The sequence below is a fragment of the Pseudomonas sp. efr-133-TYG-5 genome, from assembly GCF_030209175.1.
Lineage (GTDB): Bacteria > Pseudomonadota > Gammaproteobacteria > Pseudomonadales > Pseudomonadaceae > Aquipseudomonas.
Window position 1 is genome coordinate 58,390 of sequence record NZ_JARVSM010000005.1, and the last position, 17,124, is coordinate 75,513.

Genomic DNA, 17,124 nt, shown 5'->3' on the forward strand with positions numbered 1-17,124 from the left:
TTTCAAGGAGCAGTTATGGATCCGCGCAGTGAAGTACTGCTTCGTCAGGCCGAGTTATTCCAGGGTTCGCTGTTGCTCGCCGGATTGCCCGCCGACGATCTGCTCGGGCGCCTGCCCAACGCGTTCGGCTGGTGCTGGCACGCTGGCGACCAGGCCGCGCTCGACTCTCGTTTCCAGGGCCGCAGCCATTTCGGCGTGACGGTCCCGGAGCGCCAATTCGACGCCGCCGTGGTGTTTCTGCCCAAGTCCAAGGACCTCACCGACTACATCCTCAATGCCGTGGCCGCGCGCCTGGCCGGGCGCGAGGTGTTTCTGGTCGGGGAAAAACGCAGCGGTATCGAGGGGGCGTCGAAGCAGCTCAACCCGTTCGGCAAACCGCGCAAACTCGACAGCGCTCGCCACTGCCAGTTGTGGCAGGTCACCGTGGCCAACGCACCGCAGGCCAAATCCCTGGAAAGCCTGGCACAGACTTACGAACTGCCATTGGCCGAGGGCCCGTTGAAAGTCATCAGCCTGCCGGGCGTGTTCAGCCACGGCCGACTGGATCGCGGCAGCGCGCTGCTGCTTGAGCACCTGGACAAACTGCCCAGCGGCCATCTGCTGGACTTCGGTTGTGGCGCGGGCGTGCTCGGGGCCGCGGTCAAACGACGCTATCCGCACAATCAGGTGACGTTGCTGGATGTCGACGCTTTCGCGGCAGCCAGCAGTCGTCTGACTCTCGCAGCCAACGGTCTGGAAGCCGAAGTACTGACCGGTGACGGGATCGATGCCGCGCCGATGGGTTTGAACGCGATTCTGAGCAATCCGCCGTTCCATGTCGGCGTACACACGGATTATTTCGCCACGGAGAACTTGCTGCGAAAAGCGGCCAAACATCTGAAAAACGGCGGCGAACTGCGGCTGGTGGCGAACAGTTTCCTGAAGTACCAGCCGCTGATCGAAGAGCATCTGGGCGTGTGTGCAATCAAGGCCGAAGGCAATGGTTTCCGGATTTACCGGGCCAAGCGCGGCTGAAAATTTGTTCTTGCTCTATCGGATCGGCGAAGGCAGAATCCGCTCCGTCCTAGGGGAGTAGTCTCCCACGAGCGCCAAGCTCGTCCGGCATACGTCAACATACTTGATCCTCAGATCATGGCGTATGCGACCCAAGCGTCCGCAGCAGACGGATCGCAGGGTTTGACAAGACCTATGACACGCACACCTTACCCGGGGCGGGAAGGCTGTACGTGTCATAGCCGTGTCGACCCGCCCCTTAGGAAAATCCTGATGCTGGACTCGTTACTCGTTCCCACCGCAATCGTTGCCTTGGCCGAAATCGGCGACAAGACGCAACTGCTCGCGCTGATTCTCGCCGCTCGCTTTCGCAAACCCTGGCCGATCATTGCCGGTATCGTCGCGGCGACCCTGGCCAACCACGCGGCAGCCGGTGTGGTAGGCGCCTGGTTCGGCAGCTTCTTCTCGGACGCAGTGCTTCACTGGATTCTCGCGGCGAGCTTCACCGCCACGGCGCTGTGGACACTGGTGCCGGACAAGATGGATGACGATGAAGCCAGCACCGCGCGCAAGTTCGGCCCGTTCCTGACCACGCTGATTGCCTTCTTCCTCGCGGAAATCGGCGACAAGACGCAGATCGCCACGGTCATGCTGGCGGCGCAGTATCCGGAGTTGTGGCTGGTGATTATCGGGACCACCGCGGGCATGCTGATTGCCAACGTGCCGGTGGTATTGGCGGGTAACTTTGCTGCGGAGAAATTGCCGCTGACGTTGATCCGTCGCCTGGCGGCTTCGGCGTTCTTCATTCTGGCGATCGTTGCGGTGTACAAGGCAATGCAGAGCAGTGGCTGGATTTAAACCCGTAAGTCGGTAGACCGAGTTATCGTTCTTCGCGAGCAGGCTCGCTCCCACAGTGGAATGCATTCCAAAGGTGGGAGCGAGCCTGCTCGCGAAGGGGCCATCAGCCTTGCGGCAAAACCATCAGGATTTAGGGGCTTTTTCGTACAGCGGCATCACTTTCGGGATCGCCGCCTGCAGCGAGGCGATCCGGCTCGACGAGGCCGGGTGAGTGCTCATGAATTCCGGCGGCGCGCCTTCCGACGCCTTGCTCATCTTGTTCCACAGGGTGATCGCCGCGTTCGGGTTGTAACCGGCGCGAGCGGCCAGCTCCAGACCGATGAGGTCGGCTTCGTTCTCATTGGCGCGGCTGTTGGGCAGGGTCATGCCGTAGTTGGCCACGGTATCGGCCAGCGCCAGGCTGTCCTGGCCCAGGCCGAGCAACGCACCGGCGCCCTGCTTGGCCATCTCGATGCCGTAAGCCTTGGACATCGCTTCACGACCGTGCTCGCGCAGGGCGTGGGCGATTTCATGGCCCATGACCGCGGCGATTTCATCGTCGGTGAGTTTCAGGCTGTCGATCAGCCCGGTGTAGAAAATGATCTTGCCGCCAGGACCGCAGTTGGCGTTGAGCTCATCGCTCTTGATCAGATTGACTTCCCATTGCCATTGCGCCGCATCCGGACGGAAGTTCGGTGCCTGGGCGATCAACCGGTTGGCAATCGCCTGGACCCGCTTGGCCTCGTTGCTGGTCTTGTCCAGCACGCCTTTGCTGGACGCCTCGCCCACGGTCTTCTGGTAGGACTGGGCGTACATCTGGTCGACCTCTTGCGAGGACAGCATGCTGAACATGTACTGCTTGCGCTCCACCCCTACGGCGCCGCCGCTGGTGGTGTTGACCGACTGACAACCGGCCAGCAACAGCGCTGCGCTCAGTGCACTTACAACCAAAGTCTTGTTCATTCAAAAGCTCCCTGAAAACCTGCCGCGTATCCTAGGCGGGTAATTGTATCGACGCCAGATACAACGGACGTGTTGCATGCACTTTCAGAAAGCGCCCGTCACCCTTGTAGGAAAAAATTCACACGGGGTGCCATGCCCTGCGCCACCGCGTCGCGCACCGATCCATTTGCGACATCCCCGATCATTTGCGCGCGCCGTTACTCATGGCGCCATGCCGCCTGCCGATACAACAGCGCAGACGTCCTCTCGCGTGCGGAGCTTCCATGAAATTCAAGTCGATCCAGTTTTCCGTGGCCGCCCTGGCCGGCGCCATCGTGCTCAGCGTGGTGGCCGCGCTGGTGCTGTATGCATTGTTCTCCGGCGCGCGCACCCAGGAGATGGTCCAGCAGCGCACCCAGGCGCAGTTCGAACAGGTCATCGAACAGCGCCTGACGTCCCTGGCGCAGACGCAGGTCAGCCAGATCCAACGCGAACTGGAAGCGCCGCTGCTGATTGCCGGTGGCCTGGTGCGGGTCAACGCGCTGCTGGGCACGCCGGGCACCGATGGCCAGCCGAAGCTGACCGTCAGCCGCGAGCAACTGATCAGCCTGATCAAGGAAAACGTCGAGAGGAACCCGAAGATTCTCGGCACCTACATCGGCTGGGAAAAAAACGCCCTGGATCACAATGATGCGGCCTACGTCGGCACCCAGGTGGTCGGGATCGACGCCAGCAACGGGCGCTTCCTGCCGTGGTGGTTCCGCAATGACGACGGCACCCTCGGCCTGGACAAACTGGTGGACGTCGATGACCAGAAAGTCCTGTCCACTGGCGTGCGCGCCAGCGAGTACTACCTGTGCTCCAAGGAAAGCAAAAAATCCTGCGTGATCGATCCGGCGCCGTACAAGGTCGGCGACAAGGTCGTCATGCTCGCCTCGTTCATCGAACCGATCATGCTCAACGGTGCGTTCCAGGGCATCGTCGGCGCTGACCTGTCGGTGAACTTCATCCAGGAAATGCTCCTCGCGGCCAACCAGAAGCTGTACGGCGGTGCCGGGCAGATGGCGTTGATTGGCGGCAACGGGCGCATCGTTGCCTACACCCAGGACCCGAGCAAATTCGGCGAAAAGGTCAGCGACATCCTCGACGCCCAACAGACGGCCAACATGGCCAATCTCAAGCGCGGCGAAGTCACCTACACCGTCAATAAAGAGCAGGGCCGCATCGAGTTGTACCTGCCGTTCGGCATCGGCCAGACCGATGCACGCTGGACGCTGATGCTGCAATTGCCGCTGAACGCGGTGATGGCCGACCTGCAAAAACTCCAGGGCGATCTCGATGCCCAGCGCAAGTCCGACACGTTCGGCATGGCCATGGTCGGCCTGCTCATCGCCGGCCTGGGCTTGCTGGTGATCTGGCTGGTCGGCCACGGCATCGCGCGGCCGCTGAAGCAGATGGTGACCATGCTCGATGACATCGCCCAGGGCGAAGGCGACCTGACCCGGCGCCTGAGCAGTGACCGCAGCGACGAACTGGGTTCGATCGCCAAGGGCTTCAACACCTTCCTCGGCAAATTGCAGGCGATGATTACGCAGGTGGTGACGTCGGTGCAGAGCGTCAGCGATTCATCGGAACACACCGCCGACATCGCCATTCGTACCAACATCGGCGTGCAGAAACAAATGGCCGAGATCGATCAGGTCGCCACGGCCGTGCAGGAAATGACCGCCACCGCGCAGGACGTCGCACGCAACGCAACCCAGGCTGCACAAGCGGCCAGCCACGCGGATCAGGCCGCCAGCCAGGGCATGCAGATCGTGCGTGACACCTCCAATTCGATCGGCGCACTCGCCGTGGAAATCAGCAAGGCCGTGGACGTGGTGCAGAACCTGGCCAAGGACAGCGAAAACATCAACGCGATCCTCACCGCCATTCGCGGGATCGCCGAGCAGACCAACCTGCTGGCACTCAACGCGGCCATCGAAGCGGCGCGTGCCGGCGAGCAGGGGCGCGGGTTTGCAGTGGTCGCCGACGAGGTGCGCAATCTGGCGCAGAAGACCCAGAAGGCCACCGAAGAAATCCAGAGCATGATCCAGCAACTGCAACAGGGCACCCGCGATGTCGTGCGGGTCATGGAAGACAGCCAGAACCGCACCGACGAAAGCGTGCAGCACGCCGCCAAGGCGGCGGAAGCATTGGAAACCATCACCCAGGCGGTGTCGGTGATCAACGACATGAACACCCAGATTGCCAGCGCCGCCGAGGAACAGAGCGCGGTGGCCGACGACATCAACCGCAACGTGATCAACATCGGCCAGGTGGCCAATGAGGTGGCGGGCGGCGCGGATGAGTCGAGTTCGGCGAGTGCCGACCTGACCAAACTGGCGGAACAGCAGCGGCGCCTGATCAATCAGTTCAAGGTCTGATGCAAAGGCCCCTTCGCGAGCAAGCCCGCTCCCACAGTGATTTTGCGCTGTTCACAAAACCTGTGGCAGCGGGCTTGCTCGCGAAGAGGTTGGCACAGCATCACATCAAGCCGGGGTCAGGCACTCCGGCCCGTTGAGCTTCGGATCGTTGACCAGATTCGCCAGCACCCGCTCGCGCAAAACGGCGGGTTCGCTGGCAAGCAGACCCTGCAGCACATGCAGCGGCGTGGCGGGATCGAGCCAGGCCGCCTGCCCGGCCTCATCGAGAATCAACGGCCGACGCTGACTGGCCGCCGGCTGGGTGATGACCGCTGTGCTCAGCCACACCTGCTCCTGCACCGGGTAGGCTTCCCAGATTGCCGCGAAGAACAGCGACGAGCCCTCCCCCGGCGTCAGCCAATAGGGGCGTTTGCGCTGGGTGCCGCGCCACTCGTAGAAACCGTTGGCCGGCAGCAGGCAACGCCGCAGGCGCAGGGCTTCGCGAAACATCGGTTGTTCGGCAACGGTTTCCGCCCGGGCATGCGCCGGCGTGCGCGACAGGTCGGTCAGCCATGGCGGCGTCAGTCCCCAGCGGGCGCGGGCCAGCGTGCGCTGGCCGTCGGGCTCGGCGCGCAGCATGAGCACCGAATCATTCGGGGAAATGTTCCACTGCGCCAGCTGATCGGCGGGAAAACCTGGCAGGGCCGCGAAATCGCGGTTCCAGCGAAACAGGGCATAACGTCCACACATGGGGCAACACGACTCAGGAATAAAACGAACGCCAGCCTAACAGACCAGCGTACCGGGGAAGCTCTCCGGTTCATCGCCGGGCAGCGGCAGCGCGGCATTGTACGCGGTGATCAGTTCGCGGGCGTATTCGGCCTGGTCGTTTTCCACCGACAGGCCCAACAGGCCGAAGATCGGCAACTCGCCGGTGCCGCCGAGCAGATCGCGGCCCACCAGATGCGCCTCGATGCCTTCGCTGGCGAGCATGCCCTTGAGCATCTCGCCTTCCATCAGGTTTTCCGGCTCGTAGATTCGCTGCATGGGCGCCCCTCATTCGTTTTCGCTGAACACTTCCAGAAACCAATCCTCGCCATGCACCTGCAAGACAAACGTGATCGGTCGACAACACACCTGACAGTCCTCGATATAGGTCTGGTCGCCTGCGGACAAATCCACCGTCGTCTCGACCTCTTCACCACAATACGGACATTCATACAGTGCGCTTTCCAGCATCGCGGTCTCCCGGGTGACTTGTGCGTATAATCGCCGGTCTATTTGCAGGGCTATTTTTGTCTGGCTACTTTTTCAGACCGTGCCCCGTTGGTTTTCGATCAAAACCTTTACTTACCCTAGCCGTTTCCAACAAGAGAGCATGATGGGCGAATTCGATGCCATCCGACCTTACGACGACAGCGAAGTACCTGCGGTACTGGCAAGACTGCTCGGCGACAAGGCGTTTCTAGATATCCTCACCCACTTCCGCTTCCCGCGTTTTGCCGGTGCCTTCGGCTGGATGCTCAAACCTCTTATAGCCCATCGGCTGCGTCGTGAGTTCGCCGACGTGACCTCGGTGGCGACTTTGCAGGACAAGGTCGAGTTTTATGTCGACCACACCATCGAGCGCGCCACCGATGGCGTGACCTACACCGGTGTCGAGCAATTCAAGTCCGGCAGCGCTTACCTGTTCATCGCCAACCACCGCGACATCGTCATGGACCCGGCCTTCGTCAACTACGCCGTGTACCACGCCGGCCTGCCGACCCCACGCATCGCGATTGGCGACAACCTGCTGCAAAAGCCTTTCGTCAGCGACCTGATGCGCCTGAACAAGAGCTTCATCGTGCACCGCTCGATCACCGGACGTCGCGAGAAAATGGCCGCCTATCAGCTGCTGTCGGCGTACATCAACCATTCGATCCGCAACGATTGCGCTTCGATCTGGATCGCCCAGGCCGAAGGCCGGGCCAAGGACGGCGACGACCGTACCGAGTCGGCGATCCTCAAGATGTTCCACATGAGCCGCAAGGACGAGCCGTTCGGCGAGGTCATTCAGTCGCTGAACCTGACCCCGGTGTCGATCAGCTACGAATATGACCCGTGCGACCAGGCCAAGGCTCGCGAGTTGTACATCCGCGCCACCACCGGCACCTACACCAAGGCACCGGGCGAGGATGACGTGAGCATCGCCAAGGGCATCACCGGCTACAAGGGTCGGGTGCACGTGAACTTCGCCGCGCCGATCACCGAGCTGTTCGAAGACACCAAGCAACTGGCGGTCGAGATGGACAAACAGATCCTCGGCGGCTACCGACTGTTCCCGGTGCATTACCTGGCGTATGCACAGTGGGCCGATGCCGACCCGCAACTGAACGTGCCGAAGGCCGCCGAGGTGTTCCCGGCCGACGAACTGGCCAAGGCGCAGGAAGAATGGCAGAGCCGGCTGGACGCCTGCCCTGAGGAGCACCGTCCGTACCTGGTGCTGCAATATGCGACGCCGGTGCGCAATCAGTACCGGGTCAAGGCGGGGTTGCCGTTGTAAGCCAACGGCCTGCTCGGAGGATCGTCCGAACCCGGTTCGGACGATCTTTTGCGCTCAGAAGCGCGTGCTGATCCAGGAAACGATCAGGGCCAGGCCAAGGCAGGCAAAGCCGAAGCGGTAGAAAAAGCGGTTCATGCGCAAGGTCGCCCAATCCAGAATCGGTTCGGCGTTCGGCTGGGCCTGGCGCTGCGCAGCGATGCTGGCCATGGCGCGCTGTTCGCGGCGCCGGGTGGCATGCAGCAGCCAACTGCCGGGGAAGGCGAACGCCAGGGCCAGCAGGTTGATCAATTTGGCGGGATGGGCGGTAAACAGCGTCATCAAGTGCAGCGACATCACAGACCTCAAGCTAAACCGGTGTGGCGAACGCCGGACCGACGACCGCGGCGCGGATTGTACCGAACCACTCCCCACCTGCCCTACCCTTTGCGACAAATAACCCGAGAATCGACCGATGGCTGTCCTGTGTCACGCCTTCGTCATTTACATCGGCCACCATGCGCGCCTCGAAACACACATGGAACGCGACATGCTTCACGCCGAAAATCAGGACCGCCTCTACCTCATCACCCCAAGCGACGAACAGCAGAGTCTCGTCGGCAGCCTCGCCTTCAATGTCCAGGACCGCCATTGGCTGGTGTATTGCGCGCTGGGTGGGCATCAGCATGCGGATTTGCCCGAGACCGATCTGCTGACCGGCGTCAGCGTCCTCGACTTCTATTCCCAGGCTGCCTGAACAAACACCAGCCCTGAGTGATGTGTGCAGGATTCAAAGTACCTGGCCACAAAAAAGCCCGAAGCCATCACTGGCTCCGGGCTTTTTCACATCAACCGACTGCTTACTCGGCGAGGACCTGGCCCACGGTCGGATCCTTGAACAGGCGAGTCAGCGCATCGCTCAACACGTCGCTGACCAGCTTGGTGTTGGTTTCCTGGTTCGGCGCCATGCCGAAACGCTGGTCCAGCGACGCACCGTAACGGCCGCTGTAGCGACGGTTGCCGCTCTGCACGTCGGAGCGGAAGGTCGCACCGATGGTGGCTTCGGTCACGTACATGCCTTCTTTCGGCGATTGATACTTGAGCTCGGTCAGGGTCACGGTCAGCTGCGGCGCGTTCATCGCGTTGCTGGTCGGGGTGAAGCCGAGCAGGCGTACCGCGGCTTCCGCCTGGGCCTGCAACTTCGGCAGGATCTGCTCGCGCTGCACGGTGATCGCGCTGGTTTCCGGATACAGGCCGCCACGGGTGCCGAGGGTCGGCGACGGACGACCGTCCACCACCCGCACGACCACTTGCTGGCCGTGGCCGACCGGGGCCAGCTGGGTGGTCAGCTTCGGTTCCGGGCTCAGTTGTTGCGGGCTGTGGGCGCAGCCAACCAGGGTCAAACTGGTCACAGTGATCAAACCGAACAACAGGCGTTGCAACATGCTCTTCTCTCCAGAATCAGGCACAGACAGGCCGGCAGTATAGCGGTGGGCCACTGCGGGTAACCAGCGCCGCACAGTGAATACTGAAATGTCTGACAAACCCCGCTGAATGCGGTTCCTGTCACAGATTGTTCACTGCCCATACACGTACGCGTCACGGCCGGTGGGCAACCTGCACGCAGTTCCCCAACAAGGTACTTCGCCATGCGTTATCTGATCTCGCTGTTTGCCCCGCGTCCGCTGCACCGCAGCTTCGCCCTGCTCGATCGCAACGGCCACTGTCAGGCGTTCAAACAGTGCAGCCTGCAACCGATGGGCGATGGCTGGGTGGAAATCGAGGAAATCCGTCTCAACTGGCTGCACCAGCCACTGCCCGCCAGCGCCCGCGTCGAACAGCAGCGCCCACGCGCACGGGCCCAGGCGATGTTGAGCATCTGACCGGATGCCTAATAAAAGTCATTAAACTCGACCAACTCCGCGCATTTCTTCGATACAATCTCCCCCCGATTATAAGGACGTCTCCTGATCGGGCCCCGCAACAGCGTCAATGCGCTTGCATTGGCATCCAAAATCGCCCACAGAGAGCCGCCCACACAGATCGAGTGAAGCTGGCGTGCTTGCTGTTTCCCTGGCAAATCCCCGCTTTTCGCGAATCTGCAGAGCTGTCATTACGCTCGGTCACTGAGCTGTTTGCCCGTTTTGCCGGTCATGTATCCCATGGCGGCAATCCATCCGGGCACGGTGCCCAGCCGGGACAGCCCTTTTTGAGGTTCACGTCTTCAAAAGAGCGTGAAAAAAACGGGTTTTCACAACTTCACAAGAGTGTGGCGAGCAAATGAATAGTTTTGCGTCTGAACATGCACCATTAGCGTCTGAAACAGCCCAACGACACAGGACCGGGTACGCCTCGAATACCGGAGCCTGAAGCCTGTCCGCTACGGATTTGGTTGCACAAACGGATGTCTCGACCATAAGTCGAATTGCCAGCCACGTGCTGAAATGAGTTCATGTAACTCTCAAGCCAGGCCGCATGCATCCGTCGAAGTTGCGAAAAATTGCGAAGATTCGGACATGGCGAACCTGACCGTCGTTACCTGGGGCCCACTGACCTGCCCCGGAACGCCTGGCAGCCATGCCGACAATTTGGTGCTGCAGATTTTGGAGACGCGTTAAATGGCGCATAACGAAGCAGTCGACGTAGTTCTGGTTGGGGCCGGCATCATGAGTGCCACCCTTGCAGTGCTGCTCAAGGAGCTCGACCCGGCGATCAAGCTGGAAGTCGTCGAGCTGATGGATTCCGGTGCCGCGGAGAGTTCCAACCCCTGGAACAACGCCGGTACCGGCCACGCCGGGCTGTGCGAGCTGAACTACACCCCGCAGGCGGCCGACGGCAGCGTCGACATCAAGAAAGCCGTGCACATCAACACCCAGTTCGAGGTGTCGAAGCAGTTCTGGTCGTACCTGACCAAGAAAGGCACCTTCGGCTCGTGCAAATCCTTCATCAGCCCGGTGCCGCACCTGAGCTTCGTGCAGGGTGACAAAGGCGTGTCGTTCCTCAAGGAGCGTTGCGAGGTGCTGCGCAAGCACCATGCCTTCGCCGACATGGAATACACCGAAGACAAGGCCAAGATGGCCGAGTGGATGCCGCTGATGATGCCGGGCCGCTCGCCGGACGAAGTGCTCGCCGCGACCCGCGTGATGAACGGCACCGACGTCAACTTCGGCGCCCTGACCAATCAGTTGCTCAAGCACCTGACCAGCGCGCCGGACACCCAGGTCAAGTACTGCAAGCGCGTGACCGGCCTCAAGCGCAACGCCAACGGCTGGACCGTCAGCATCAAGGACGTCAACAGCGGCAGCAGCCGTGAAGTCGACGCCAGATTCGTCTTCCTCGGCGCCGGTGGCGCGGCCCTGCCGCTGCTGCAAGCGTCGGGTATCGAGGAAAGCAAAGGCTTCGGCGGCTTCCCGATCAGCGGCCAGTGGCTGCGTTGCGACAACCCGGAAGTGGTCAAGCACCACCAGGCCAAGGTCTACAGCCAGGCTGCCGTGGGTTCGCCACCGATGTCCGTGCCGCACCTGGACACCCGCGTGGTCGACGGCAAGAAATCCCTGCTGTTCGGGCCATACGCCGGTTTCACCACCAAGTTCCTCAAGCACGGTTCGTTCATGGACCTGCCGCTGTCGGTGCGCGCCAGCAACATCGGGCCGATGCTGGCCGTGGCGAAAAACAACATGGACCTGACCAAATACCTGGTCAGCGAAGTGATGCAGTCGATGGAACAGCGCCTGGAATCCCTGCGCCGTTTCTACCCGCAGGCGAAAGCCGAAGACTGGCGCCTGGAAGTGGCTGGGCAACGGGTGCAGATCATCAAGAAAGATCCGAAAAAGGGCGGCATCTTGCAATTCGGTACCGAACTGGTCGCGGCCAAGGACGGCTCGCTCGCCGCCCTGCTCGGCGCTTCGCCAGGTGCCTCGGTAACCGTTTCGATCATGCTCGAGCTGATCGAGAAATGCTTCCCGGCCAAGGCCAAGGGTGAGTGGGCGGCCAAACTGGCCGAGATCTTCCCGGCCCGCGAGAAGGTCCTGGAAACCGATGCTGCGCTGTATCGCAAGATCAACACGCAGAACAACATCGCCCTGGAACTGGTGGAAGAAAGCAGCGAGACCCCAAGCTTCGCTTGATCTCGCGGCATGAAAAAACGCCCCGCACTCAATGAGTGCGGGGCGTTTTTTTACAGCCTTGAAAAAGCAGAAGGGCTCAGCCGCGGGCCTTGTCGATCAGCTCGATGTACTCGGCGGCGTTGCGCTGATCCTTGATCTGGTCGACAAAGGTCTGGCCGTGCTCGTCCTTGCCATCCACGTCATAGCCGGCCGCGACGAAGAACGTCAGGAACCGCTCGAAATCGTCGATCCGCAGGCCGCGATAGGCCTTGACCAGTTTGTGCAGCGACGGCGAAGTGGCATCGACCGGTTCAAAATCGAGAAACAGCTTGATCTGCTCATCGCCGATCTCGTCACCAATCACTTGTTTCTTGTCTTTACGCATTGCCGACTCCAGCTCGCAGATATTTCACGGGGCGGGCAGTTTACCCCTGCCCGGGCGCCGGGCTCAACGCGAGCGCGTGCTGCCGGTGTGCAGATCGGCCCAGATGTGGCCGTTGGCATAACTGAGGAACTGCACGTACACGGTATCGTTGCGCAGCAGATCGATCACTACCCGGTACTGGGCCAGCGGATAGAACAGGGTCAGGGTCTTGCTCTTGTCGTCATAGACCGGCTTCTTCAGGCTTTTGCTTTCGCCGTCGAAATTGACCAGCACCTGACTGATCGTCGCCCCCTTGTTCAGCGATTTGCCCTTGAGGCGGATCATCAACGGCGAGGTCACCGGGATCGGCTGCTGATTGGACTGACGCTGGGCACCGACCACCACCGAATAGTCGGTGACCTGGAGCAATTGCTGCTGCTCCGGCTCGGCATCGCGCAGGGTCAGATCGTCCGGTGGCAGGAACTGGCTGTGCATCGGCGCGGCGGCCAGGGGCAGGCTGACGGTCAGCGCCAGGGCGACAAAGCTACGGATCAATAGGCTCATGACGGGCTCCGAAAGCGAGGCCCAGCACTCTAGCACGGGTTTTGCGCCGTCCTGCACAGCAAAAAAAAGCGCAGCCTGCGATTGTCCGCAGCCTGCGCCTTTGCTGTTCCCGCCTCGGCTCAATCGAACTGCGCGCGCATCCAGGCCTGATACTCGGCCACGCCAGGCTCGCCTTCACGCGGCGCCCAGTGAGCCAATTCGCCGGCACCGACCGGACGATACGGCCCGGCCTTGCATTCGAACATCAGGCTGTCGGCTTCCAGGGCCACCAGGCCATGGAAAACGCCGGTCGGCAGATCCACACCGACGCACTCGCCACCAGCCTGGAGAATCCGCTTGGTCACCACATTGCCGGCTTCGTCGAAGATCAGCAGACCCAACCGGCCCTTGAGCACCAGCAACGTTTCCGCCTTGTTCTCACCCAGATGGCGGTGCGGCGGAATATAAGTGCTCGGTTGCAGCCCCACCGCCATGCGATGACACGCCTCTTCCATCTGGTGGAAGTTGTGGTGCTGGCGTCCGCGCGGACTGGCCGCAGCTTTCTCGGCCAATTCAGCGAACAGCGTTTGATCAAGAAAGCCCGGTGTGCTCATTGTTTACATTCCTTTGACGGCGAAGATGCCGTTAGCGTTGCGCCAATAGCCCTTGTAGTCCATGCCATAACCGAAGATATAGCGGTCGACGCACGGCAGGCCGACGAAATCGGCTTTGAGGTCAGGCCGCGCCTTGCGGTCGTGATCCTTGTCGATCAGCACGGCGGTGTGCACGGCACGGGCGCCAGCGTGTTTGCAGAAATCGATGATCGCGCCCAGGGTGTGACCTTCATCGAGGATATCGTCGATGATCAGCACGTCGCGGTCGATGAACGAGACTTCCGGCTTGGCTTTCCAGAACAGGTCGCCGCCGCTGGTTTCGTTGCGATAGCGGGTCGCGTGCAGGTAGGACGCTTCCAGCGGGAATTGCAGATGAGTCAGCAGTTTGCCGGAGAAGATCAGGCCGCCGTTCATCACGCAGAACACCACCGGGTTGCTGTCAGCCAGTTGTTCGTTGATTTGTGCACCGACGCGGGCGATGGCCGCCTCGACTTCAGCTTCGGTGTACAGGCAGTCAGCCTCTCGCATGATTTGACGGATATGCTCGAGATCAGCGGACATGGCGCTCTCCAGGGGGGTGTCGGATTCGGAAAAGCGGGCAAAGGTACGCATCCGCAACGGCCGAATCAAGCCTTTATGGACTAACGTACTGTATGTCCTATAGGACATCACCCTCGGATAGATTAATCTAGGCCGGTTTTTTTGCCCGCCGCCGGAGCCTTTCCCATGCCCATCCTCGAGATCCGCCATCCGCTGATCCGTCATAAACTTGGCCTTATGCGCCGTGCAGATATCAGCACCAAGAATTTCCGCGAGCTCGCTCAGGAAGTCGGCGCCCTGTTGACCTATGAAGCCACCAAAGACCTGCCCCTGGAAACCTACGATATTCCAGGCTGGTGCGGCACCGTGTCGGTGGAGAAAATCGCCGGCAAGAAGATTACCGTGGTACCGATCCTGCGCGCCGGCATCGGCATGCTCGAAGGCGTGCTGAGCCTGATCCCGGGCGCCAAGGTCAGCGCCGTGGGCGTGGCCCGCAACGAAGAAACCCTGCAGGCCCACACCTATCTGGAAAAACTGGTTCCGGAAATCGACGAACGCCTGGCCATGATCATCGACCCGATGCTCGCCACCGGCAGCTCCATGGTCGCGACCATCGACCTGCTGAAAAAGGCCGGTTGCAAGGACATCCGCGCGATGGTCCTGGTGGCTGCGCCGGAAGGCATCGCCGCCGTCGAGAAGGCTCACCCGGACGTGACCATCTACACCGCTTCCATTGACCAGAAACTGAACGAACACGGTTACATCATCCCAGGGCTTGGCGATGCCGGTGACAAGATCTTCGGCACCAAGCAGAAGGACGCGTGAGCATGCAGCAAGAGTTCAACGATCCGCTCTGGCGCACGGTGCTGTCCGGCGCACAGATGCTGTTCGTGGCTTTCGGCGCCCTGGTGCTGATGCCGCTGATCACGGGCCTTGACCCGAACGTGGCACTGTTCACCGCAGGTCTGGGAACCATCCTGTTCCAGATCGTCACTGGCCGTCAGGTGCCGGTGTTCCTCGCGTCGAGCTTCGCCTTCATTACCCCGATCATTCTCGCCAAGGGCCAGTTCGGCCTCGCCGCGACCATGGGCGGCGTGATGGCGGCCGGTTTCGTCTACACCTTCCTTGGCCTGGCCGTGAAGATCAAGGGCACCGGTTTCATCGACCGACTGCTGCCGCCCGTGGTGATCGGCCCGGTGATTATCTCCATCGGCCTGGCCATGGCGCCGATTGCCGCCAACATGGCGATGGGCAAGGCCGGCGACGGTTCCGAGCTGATCCACTACCAGACCGCCATGCTGATCTCGATGCCGGCACTGCTGACCACATTGATCGTGGCGGTGTTCGGCAAAGGCATCTTCCGCCTGGTGCCGATCATCTCCGGGGTGCTGGTGGGGTTTGCCCTGTCGTTCTACTTTGGCGTGGTCGACACGGCGAAGATCGCCGCTGCACCGTGGTTCGCCCTGCCGAACTTCACCGCGCCGGAGTTCAACTGGCAGGCGATCCTGTTCATCGTTCCGGTGGCACTGGCTCCGGCCATCGAGCACATCGGCGGCGTGATCGCCGTGGGCAGCGTGACCGGTCGCGACTACCTGAAGAAGCCGGGCCTGCATCGCACCCTGCTCGGTGACGGCATCGCCACCACGGCGGCCGGCCTGTTCGGCGGTCCACCCAACACCACCTATGCCGAAGTGACCGGCGCGGTGATGCTGACCAAGAACTACAACCCGAAAATCATGACCTGGGCGGCGATCTTCGCCATCAGCCTGGCGTTCATCGGCAAGTTCGGCGCCCTGCTGCAGAGCATTCCGGTGCCGGTGATGGGCGGGATTCTGTGCCTGTTGTTCGGCTCGATCGCCGCGGTGGGGATGAATACCCTGATCCGCCACAAGATCGACCTGGGCGAGGCGCGCAATCTGGTGATCGTCTCGGTGACCCTGGTATTCGGTATCGGCGGCGTGCTGGTCGGCACCGGCACCGGCCCGGACGACTTCGGCCTCAAAGGCATCGCGCTGTGCGCGGTGGTGGCGATTGCGCTGAACCTGTTGCTGCCGGGCAATGACGGCTGGAAGCAGAAGAAGGCGGATGAGCCGCTGATCTAAGCCTTAGCTTCAAGATCGTTCCCGCGCTCTGCGTGGGAATGCCTCAGGGGACGCTCCGCGTCCAGTGACGCGGAGCGTCACGGGCTGCATTCCCACGCGGAGCGTGGGAACGATCAATCATCGACGATCATCAAAGAGCCAGGGGCGCTCGTTCGCAGAGGGTGGCCAGCGCCTTCGCCCATTGCGGGTCGTCATTCAGGCACGGCACCAGCACCAGTTCCTCTCCCCCCGCCTCGCGGAACTGTTCCTTGCCGCGATCACCGATCTCTTCCAGGGTCTCGATGCAATCGGCAACAAACGCCGGGCACATCACCAGAATCTTCTTCACGCCGCTTTTCGCCAGTTCATCCAGCCGCGCTTCGGTGTAGGGCTCGATCCATTTCGCCCGGCCCAGCCGCGACTGAAATGACACCGACCACTTACCGTCCGGCAAACCCATGCGTTGCGCGAACAGCGCCGCTGTACGCAGGCATTGCGCGCGGTAACAGGTGGCCAGCACCGCCGGCGAAGCGTTCTTGCAGCAATCTTCATTCTTCAGGCAATGATTGCCGCTCGGATCGAGCTTGGTCAGGTGCCGCTCCGGCAAACCGTGGAAGCTCAACAGCAGGTGGTCGTAATCCTGCTGCAAGTGCGGTTTGGCGCTCGCCACCAGGGCGTCGAGGTATTCCGGCTGGTCGTAGAACGGTTGCAGCACCGACAACTGCACATTGAGCTTCTTCTCGCGCAGCACCCGCTTGGCTTCTTCGATCACCGTGGTCGTGGTGCTGTCGGCGAACTGTGGATAAAGCGGCGCGAGGGTGATGCGCTTGTGCCCCGCCGCGACCAGCTTCAACAAGCTTGTCTCGATCGACGGCTCGCCGTAACGCATGGCCAGCTCGACCGGGCCATGGGTCCACTGCGCCTTCATCTGCTGCTGCAGACGACGGCTGAGCACCACCAGCGGCGAACCTTCGTCCCACCAGATCGAGGCATAGGCATGGGCCGACTGCTCGGGCCGCTTGATCAGAATCAACGACACCAGCAGCCGCCGCACCGGCCATGGCAGGTCGATCACGTACGGGTCCATCAGGAATTGATTGAGGTAGCGGCGCACATCGGCCACCGCAGTGGAAGCCGGCGAACCCAGGTTGACCAGCAGCAGGGCGTGATCGGTCATG

Annotated in this window: 20 protein-coding genes, 1 pseudogene and 1 riboswitch; of the genes and pseudogenes, 10 read left to right on the forward strand and 11 right to left on the reverse strand. The window is 61.6% G+C overall.

The window, feature by feature from the left end; all coding sequences use genetic code 11:
- Positions 1-15: 15 nt before the first annotated feature.
- Together QRN70_RS18705 and QRN70_RS18710 are read left to right on the forward strand one after the other, a co-directional pair.
- The gene (locus QRN70_RS18705; protein ID WP_285419410.1) at positions 16-1,014 is read left to right on the forward strand and encodes a methyltransferase; all 999 of its coding nucleotides are present in this window, start codon (positions 16-18) and stop codon (positions 1,012-1,014) included.
- A 39-nt stretch (positions 1,015-1,053) separates the two neighbouring features.
- Positions 1,054-1,178, forward strand: a riboswitch (yybP-ykoY riboswitch).
- A gap of 88 nt (positions 1,179-1,266) precedes the next feature.
- Positions 1,267-1,851 carry a TMEM165/GDT1 family protein gene (locus QRN70_RS18710; RefSeq protein ID WP_285419411.1) on the forward strand — a complete coding sequence of 195 codons (585 nt, stop codon included), beginning with the start codon at positions 1,267-1,269 and terminating at the stop codon, positions 1,849-1,851.
- Between the two features lie 123 nt (positions 1,852-1,974).
- Here QRN70_RS18710 and QRN70_RS18715 read toward each other — a convergent pair whose 3' ends face one another.
- Positions 1,975-2,793 (reverse strand): M48 family metallopeptidase, encoded by an 819-nt coding sequence (locus tag QRN70_RS18715; protein ID WP_096822780.1) that lies wholly within the window; start codon positions 2,791-2,793, stop codon positions 1,975-1,977.
- 1,352 nt (positions 2,794-4,145) lie between these two features.
- Between QRN70_RS18715 and QRN70_RS27815 the strand changes: the two are divergent.
- Together QRN70_RS27815 and QRN70_RS27820 are read left to right on the forward strand one after the other, a co-directional pair.
- Positions 4,146-4,343, forward strand: a pseudogene (locus QRN70_RS27815) (HAMP domain-containing protein); the annotation flags it as partial.
- Positions 4,344-4,454: 111 nt separating this feature from the next.
- On the forward strand, positions 4,455-5,198 hold the full coding sequence (locus tag QRN70_RS27820; RefSeq protein WP_502941621.1) for a methyl-accepting chemotaxis protein: 744 nt from the start codon (positions 4,455-4,457) through the stop codon (positions 5,196-5,198).
- Between the two features lie 105 nt (positions 5,199-5,303).
- Here QRN70_RS27820 and QRN70_RS18725 read toward each other — a convergent pair whose 3' ends face one another.
- From QRN70_RS18725 to QRN70_RS18735, 3 genes are read right to left on the reverse strand one after another with little or no spacing between them, the layout of a single operon-like run.
- The gene (locus QRN70_RS18725; RefSeq protein ID WP_285419413.1) at positions 5,304-5,927 is read right to left on the reverse strand and encodes an SOS response-associated peptidase; all 624 of its coding nucleotides are present in this window, start codon (positions 5,925-5,927) and stop codon (positions 5,304-5,306) included.
- 36 nt (positions 5,928-5,963) lie between these two features.
- Positions 5,964-6,224: a putative signal transducing protein gene (locus QRN70_RS18730; protein ID WP_003228093.1), complete on the reverse strand. Its 261-nt coding sequence runs from the start codon at positions 6,222-6,224 to the stop codon at positions 5,964-5,966.
- A gap of 9 nt (positions 6,225-6,233) precedes the next feature.
- Positions 6,234-6,416, reverse strand: a complete 183-nt coding sequence (locus QRN70_RS18735; protein ID WP_096797159.1) for a CPXCG motif-containing cysteine-rich protein — start codon at positions 6,414-6,416, stop codon at positions 6,234-6,236.
- A 142-nt stretch (positions 6,417-6,558) separates the two neighbouring features.
- Here QRN70_RS18735 and QRN70_RS18740 point away from each other — a divergent pair, with 142 nt between their 5' ends.
- Positions 6,559-7,722, forward strand: a complete 1,164-nt coding sequence (locus QRN70_RS18740; protein ID WP_285419414.1) for a 1-acyl-sn-glycerol-3-phosphate acyltransferase — start codon at positions 6,559-6,561, stop codon at positions 7,720-7,722.
- A 54-nt stretch (positions 7,723-7,776) separates the two neighbouring features.
- Here QRN70_RS18740 and QRN70_RS18745 read toward each other — a convergent pair whose 3' ends face one another.
- Positions 7,777-8,055 (reverse strand): hypothetical protein, encoded by a 279-nt coding sequence (locus QRN70_RS18745; RefSeq protein ID WP_285419415.1) that lies wholly within the window; start codon positions 8,053-8,055, stop codon positions 7,777-7,779.
- 193 nt (positions 8,056-8,248) lie between these two features.
- Between QRN70_RS18745 and QRN70_RS18750 the strand changes: the two genes are divergently transcribed.
- Positions 8,249-8,455 (forward strand): hypothetical protein, encoded by a 207-nt coding sequence (locus QRN70_RS18750; protein ID WP_047296561.1) that lies wholly within the window; start codon positions 8,249-8,251, stop codon positions 8,453-8,455.
- Between the two features lie 103 nt (positions 8,456-8,558).
- On the opposite strand, the gene QRN70_RS18755 is transcribed toward QRN70_RS18750, so the two are convergent.
- Positions 8,559-9,143: a YajG family lipoprotein gene (locus QRN70_RS18755; RefSeq protein ID WP_115984461.1), complete on the reverse strand. Its 585-nt coding sequence runs from the start codon at positions 9,141-9,143 to the stop codon at positions 8,559-8,561.
- A 204-nt stretch (positions 9,144-9,347) separates the two neighbouring features.
- On the opposite strand from QRN70_RS18755, the gene QRN70_RS18760 reads away from it, so the two are divergent.
- Both QRN70_RS18760 and mqo read left to right on the forward strand, forming a co-directional pair.
- Positions 9,348-9,581 (forward strand): hypothetical protein, encoded by a 234-nt coding sequence (locus QRN70_RS18760; RefSeq protein ID WP_039766297.1) that lies wholly within the window; start codon positions 9,348-9,350, stop codon positions 9,579-9,581.
- Between the two features lie 735 nt (positions 9,582-10,316).
- On the forward strand, positions 10,317-11,825 hold the full coding sequence (gene mqo, locus QRN70_RS18765) for a malate dehydrogenase (quinone) (RefSeq protein ID WP_285419416.1): 1,509 nt from the start codon (positions 10,317-10,319) through the stop codon (positions 11,823-11,825).
- A 76-nt stretch (positions 11,826-11,901) separates the two neighbouring features.
- Here the strand turns inward: mqo and QRN70_RS18770 are convergent, their stop codons facing one another.
- From QRN70_RS18770 to QRN70_RS18785, 4 genes are all read right to left on the reverse strand, one after another.
- Positions 11,902-12,189, reverse strand: coding sequence for a PA4642 family protein (locus tag QRN70_RS18770; RefSeq protein WP_285419417.1), 288 nt, complete (start codon positions 12,187-12,189; stop codon positions 11,902-11,904).
- A gap of 63 nt (positions 12,190-12,252) precedes the next feature.
- Complete coding sequence (locus QRN70_RS18775; RefSeq protein ID WP_285419418.1) at positions 12,253-12,732, reverse strand: hypothetical protein; 480 nt, start codon at positions 12,730-12,732, stop codon at positions 12,253-12,255.
- A gap of 119 nt (positions 12,733-12,851) precedes the next feature.
- The gene (locus tag QRN70_RS18780; RefSeq protein WP_285419419.1) at positions 12,852-13,325 is read right to left on the reverse strand and encodes a WbuC family cupin fold metalloprotein; all 474 of its coding nucleotides are present in this window, start codon (positions 13,323-13,325) and stop codon (positions 12,852-12,854) included.
- A gap of 3 nt (positions 13,326-13,328) precedes the next feature.
- Entirely contained in the window at positions 13,329-13,886 is a 558-nt protein-coding gene (locus tag QRN70_RS18785) for a hypoxanthine-guanine phosphoribosyltransferase (protein WP_285419420.1), read from the reverse strand.
- 165 nt (positions 13,887-14,051) lie between these two features.
- Here QRN70_RS18785 and upp point away from each other — a divergent pair, with 165 nt between their 5' ends.
- On the forward strand, positions 14,052-14,690 hold the full coding sequence (upp, locus tag QRN70_RS18790) for a uracil phosphoribosyltransferase (protein WP_285419421.1): 639 nt from the start codon (positions 14,052-14,054) through the stop codon (positions 14,688-14,690).
- A 2-nt stretch (positions 14,691-14,692) separates the two neighbouring features.
- A complete protein-coding gene (locus tag QRN70_RS18795) occupies positions 14,693-15,967 on the forward strand; it encodes a uracil-xanthine permease family protein (protein WP_285419422.1) in 1,275 nt (424 codons plus the stop codon).
- A 130-nt stretch (positions 15,968-16,097) separates the two neighbouring features.
- Here the strand turns inward: QRN70_RS18795 and hemH are convergent, their stop codons facing one another.
- Positions 16,098-17,123, reverse strand: a complete 1,026-nt coding sequence (hemH, locus tag QRN70_RS18800; protein ID WP_285419423.1) for a ferrochelatase — start codon at positions 17,121-17,123, stop codon at positions 16,098-16,100.
- Position 17,124: the final 1 nt, after the last annotated feature.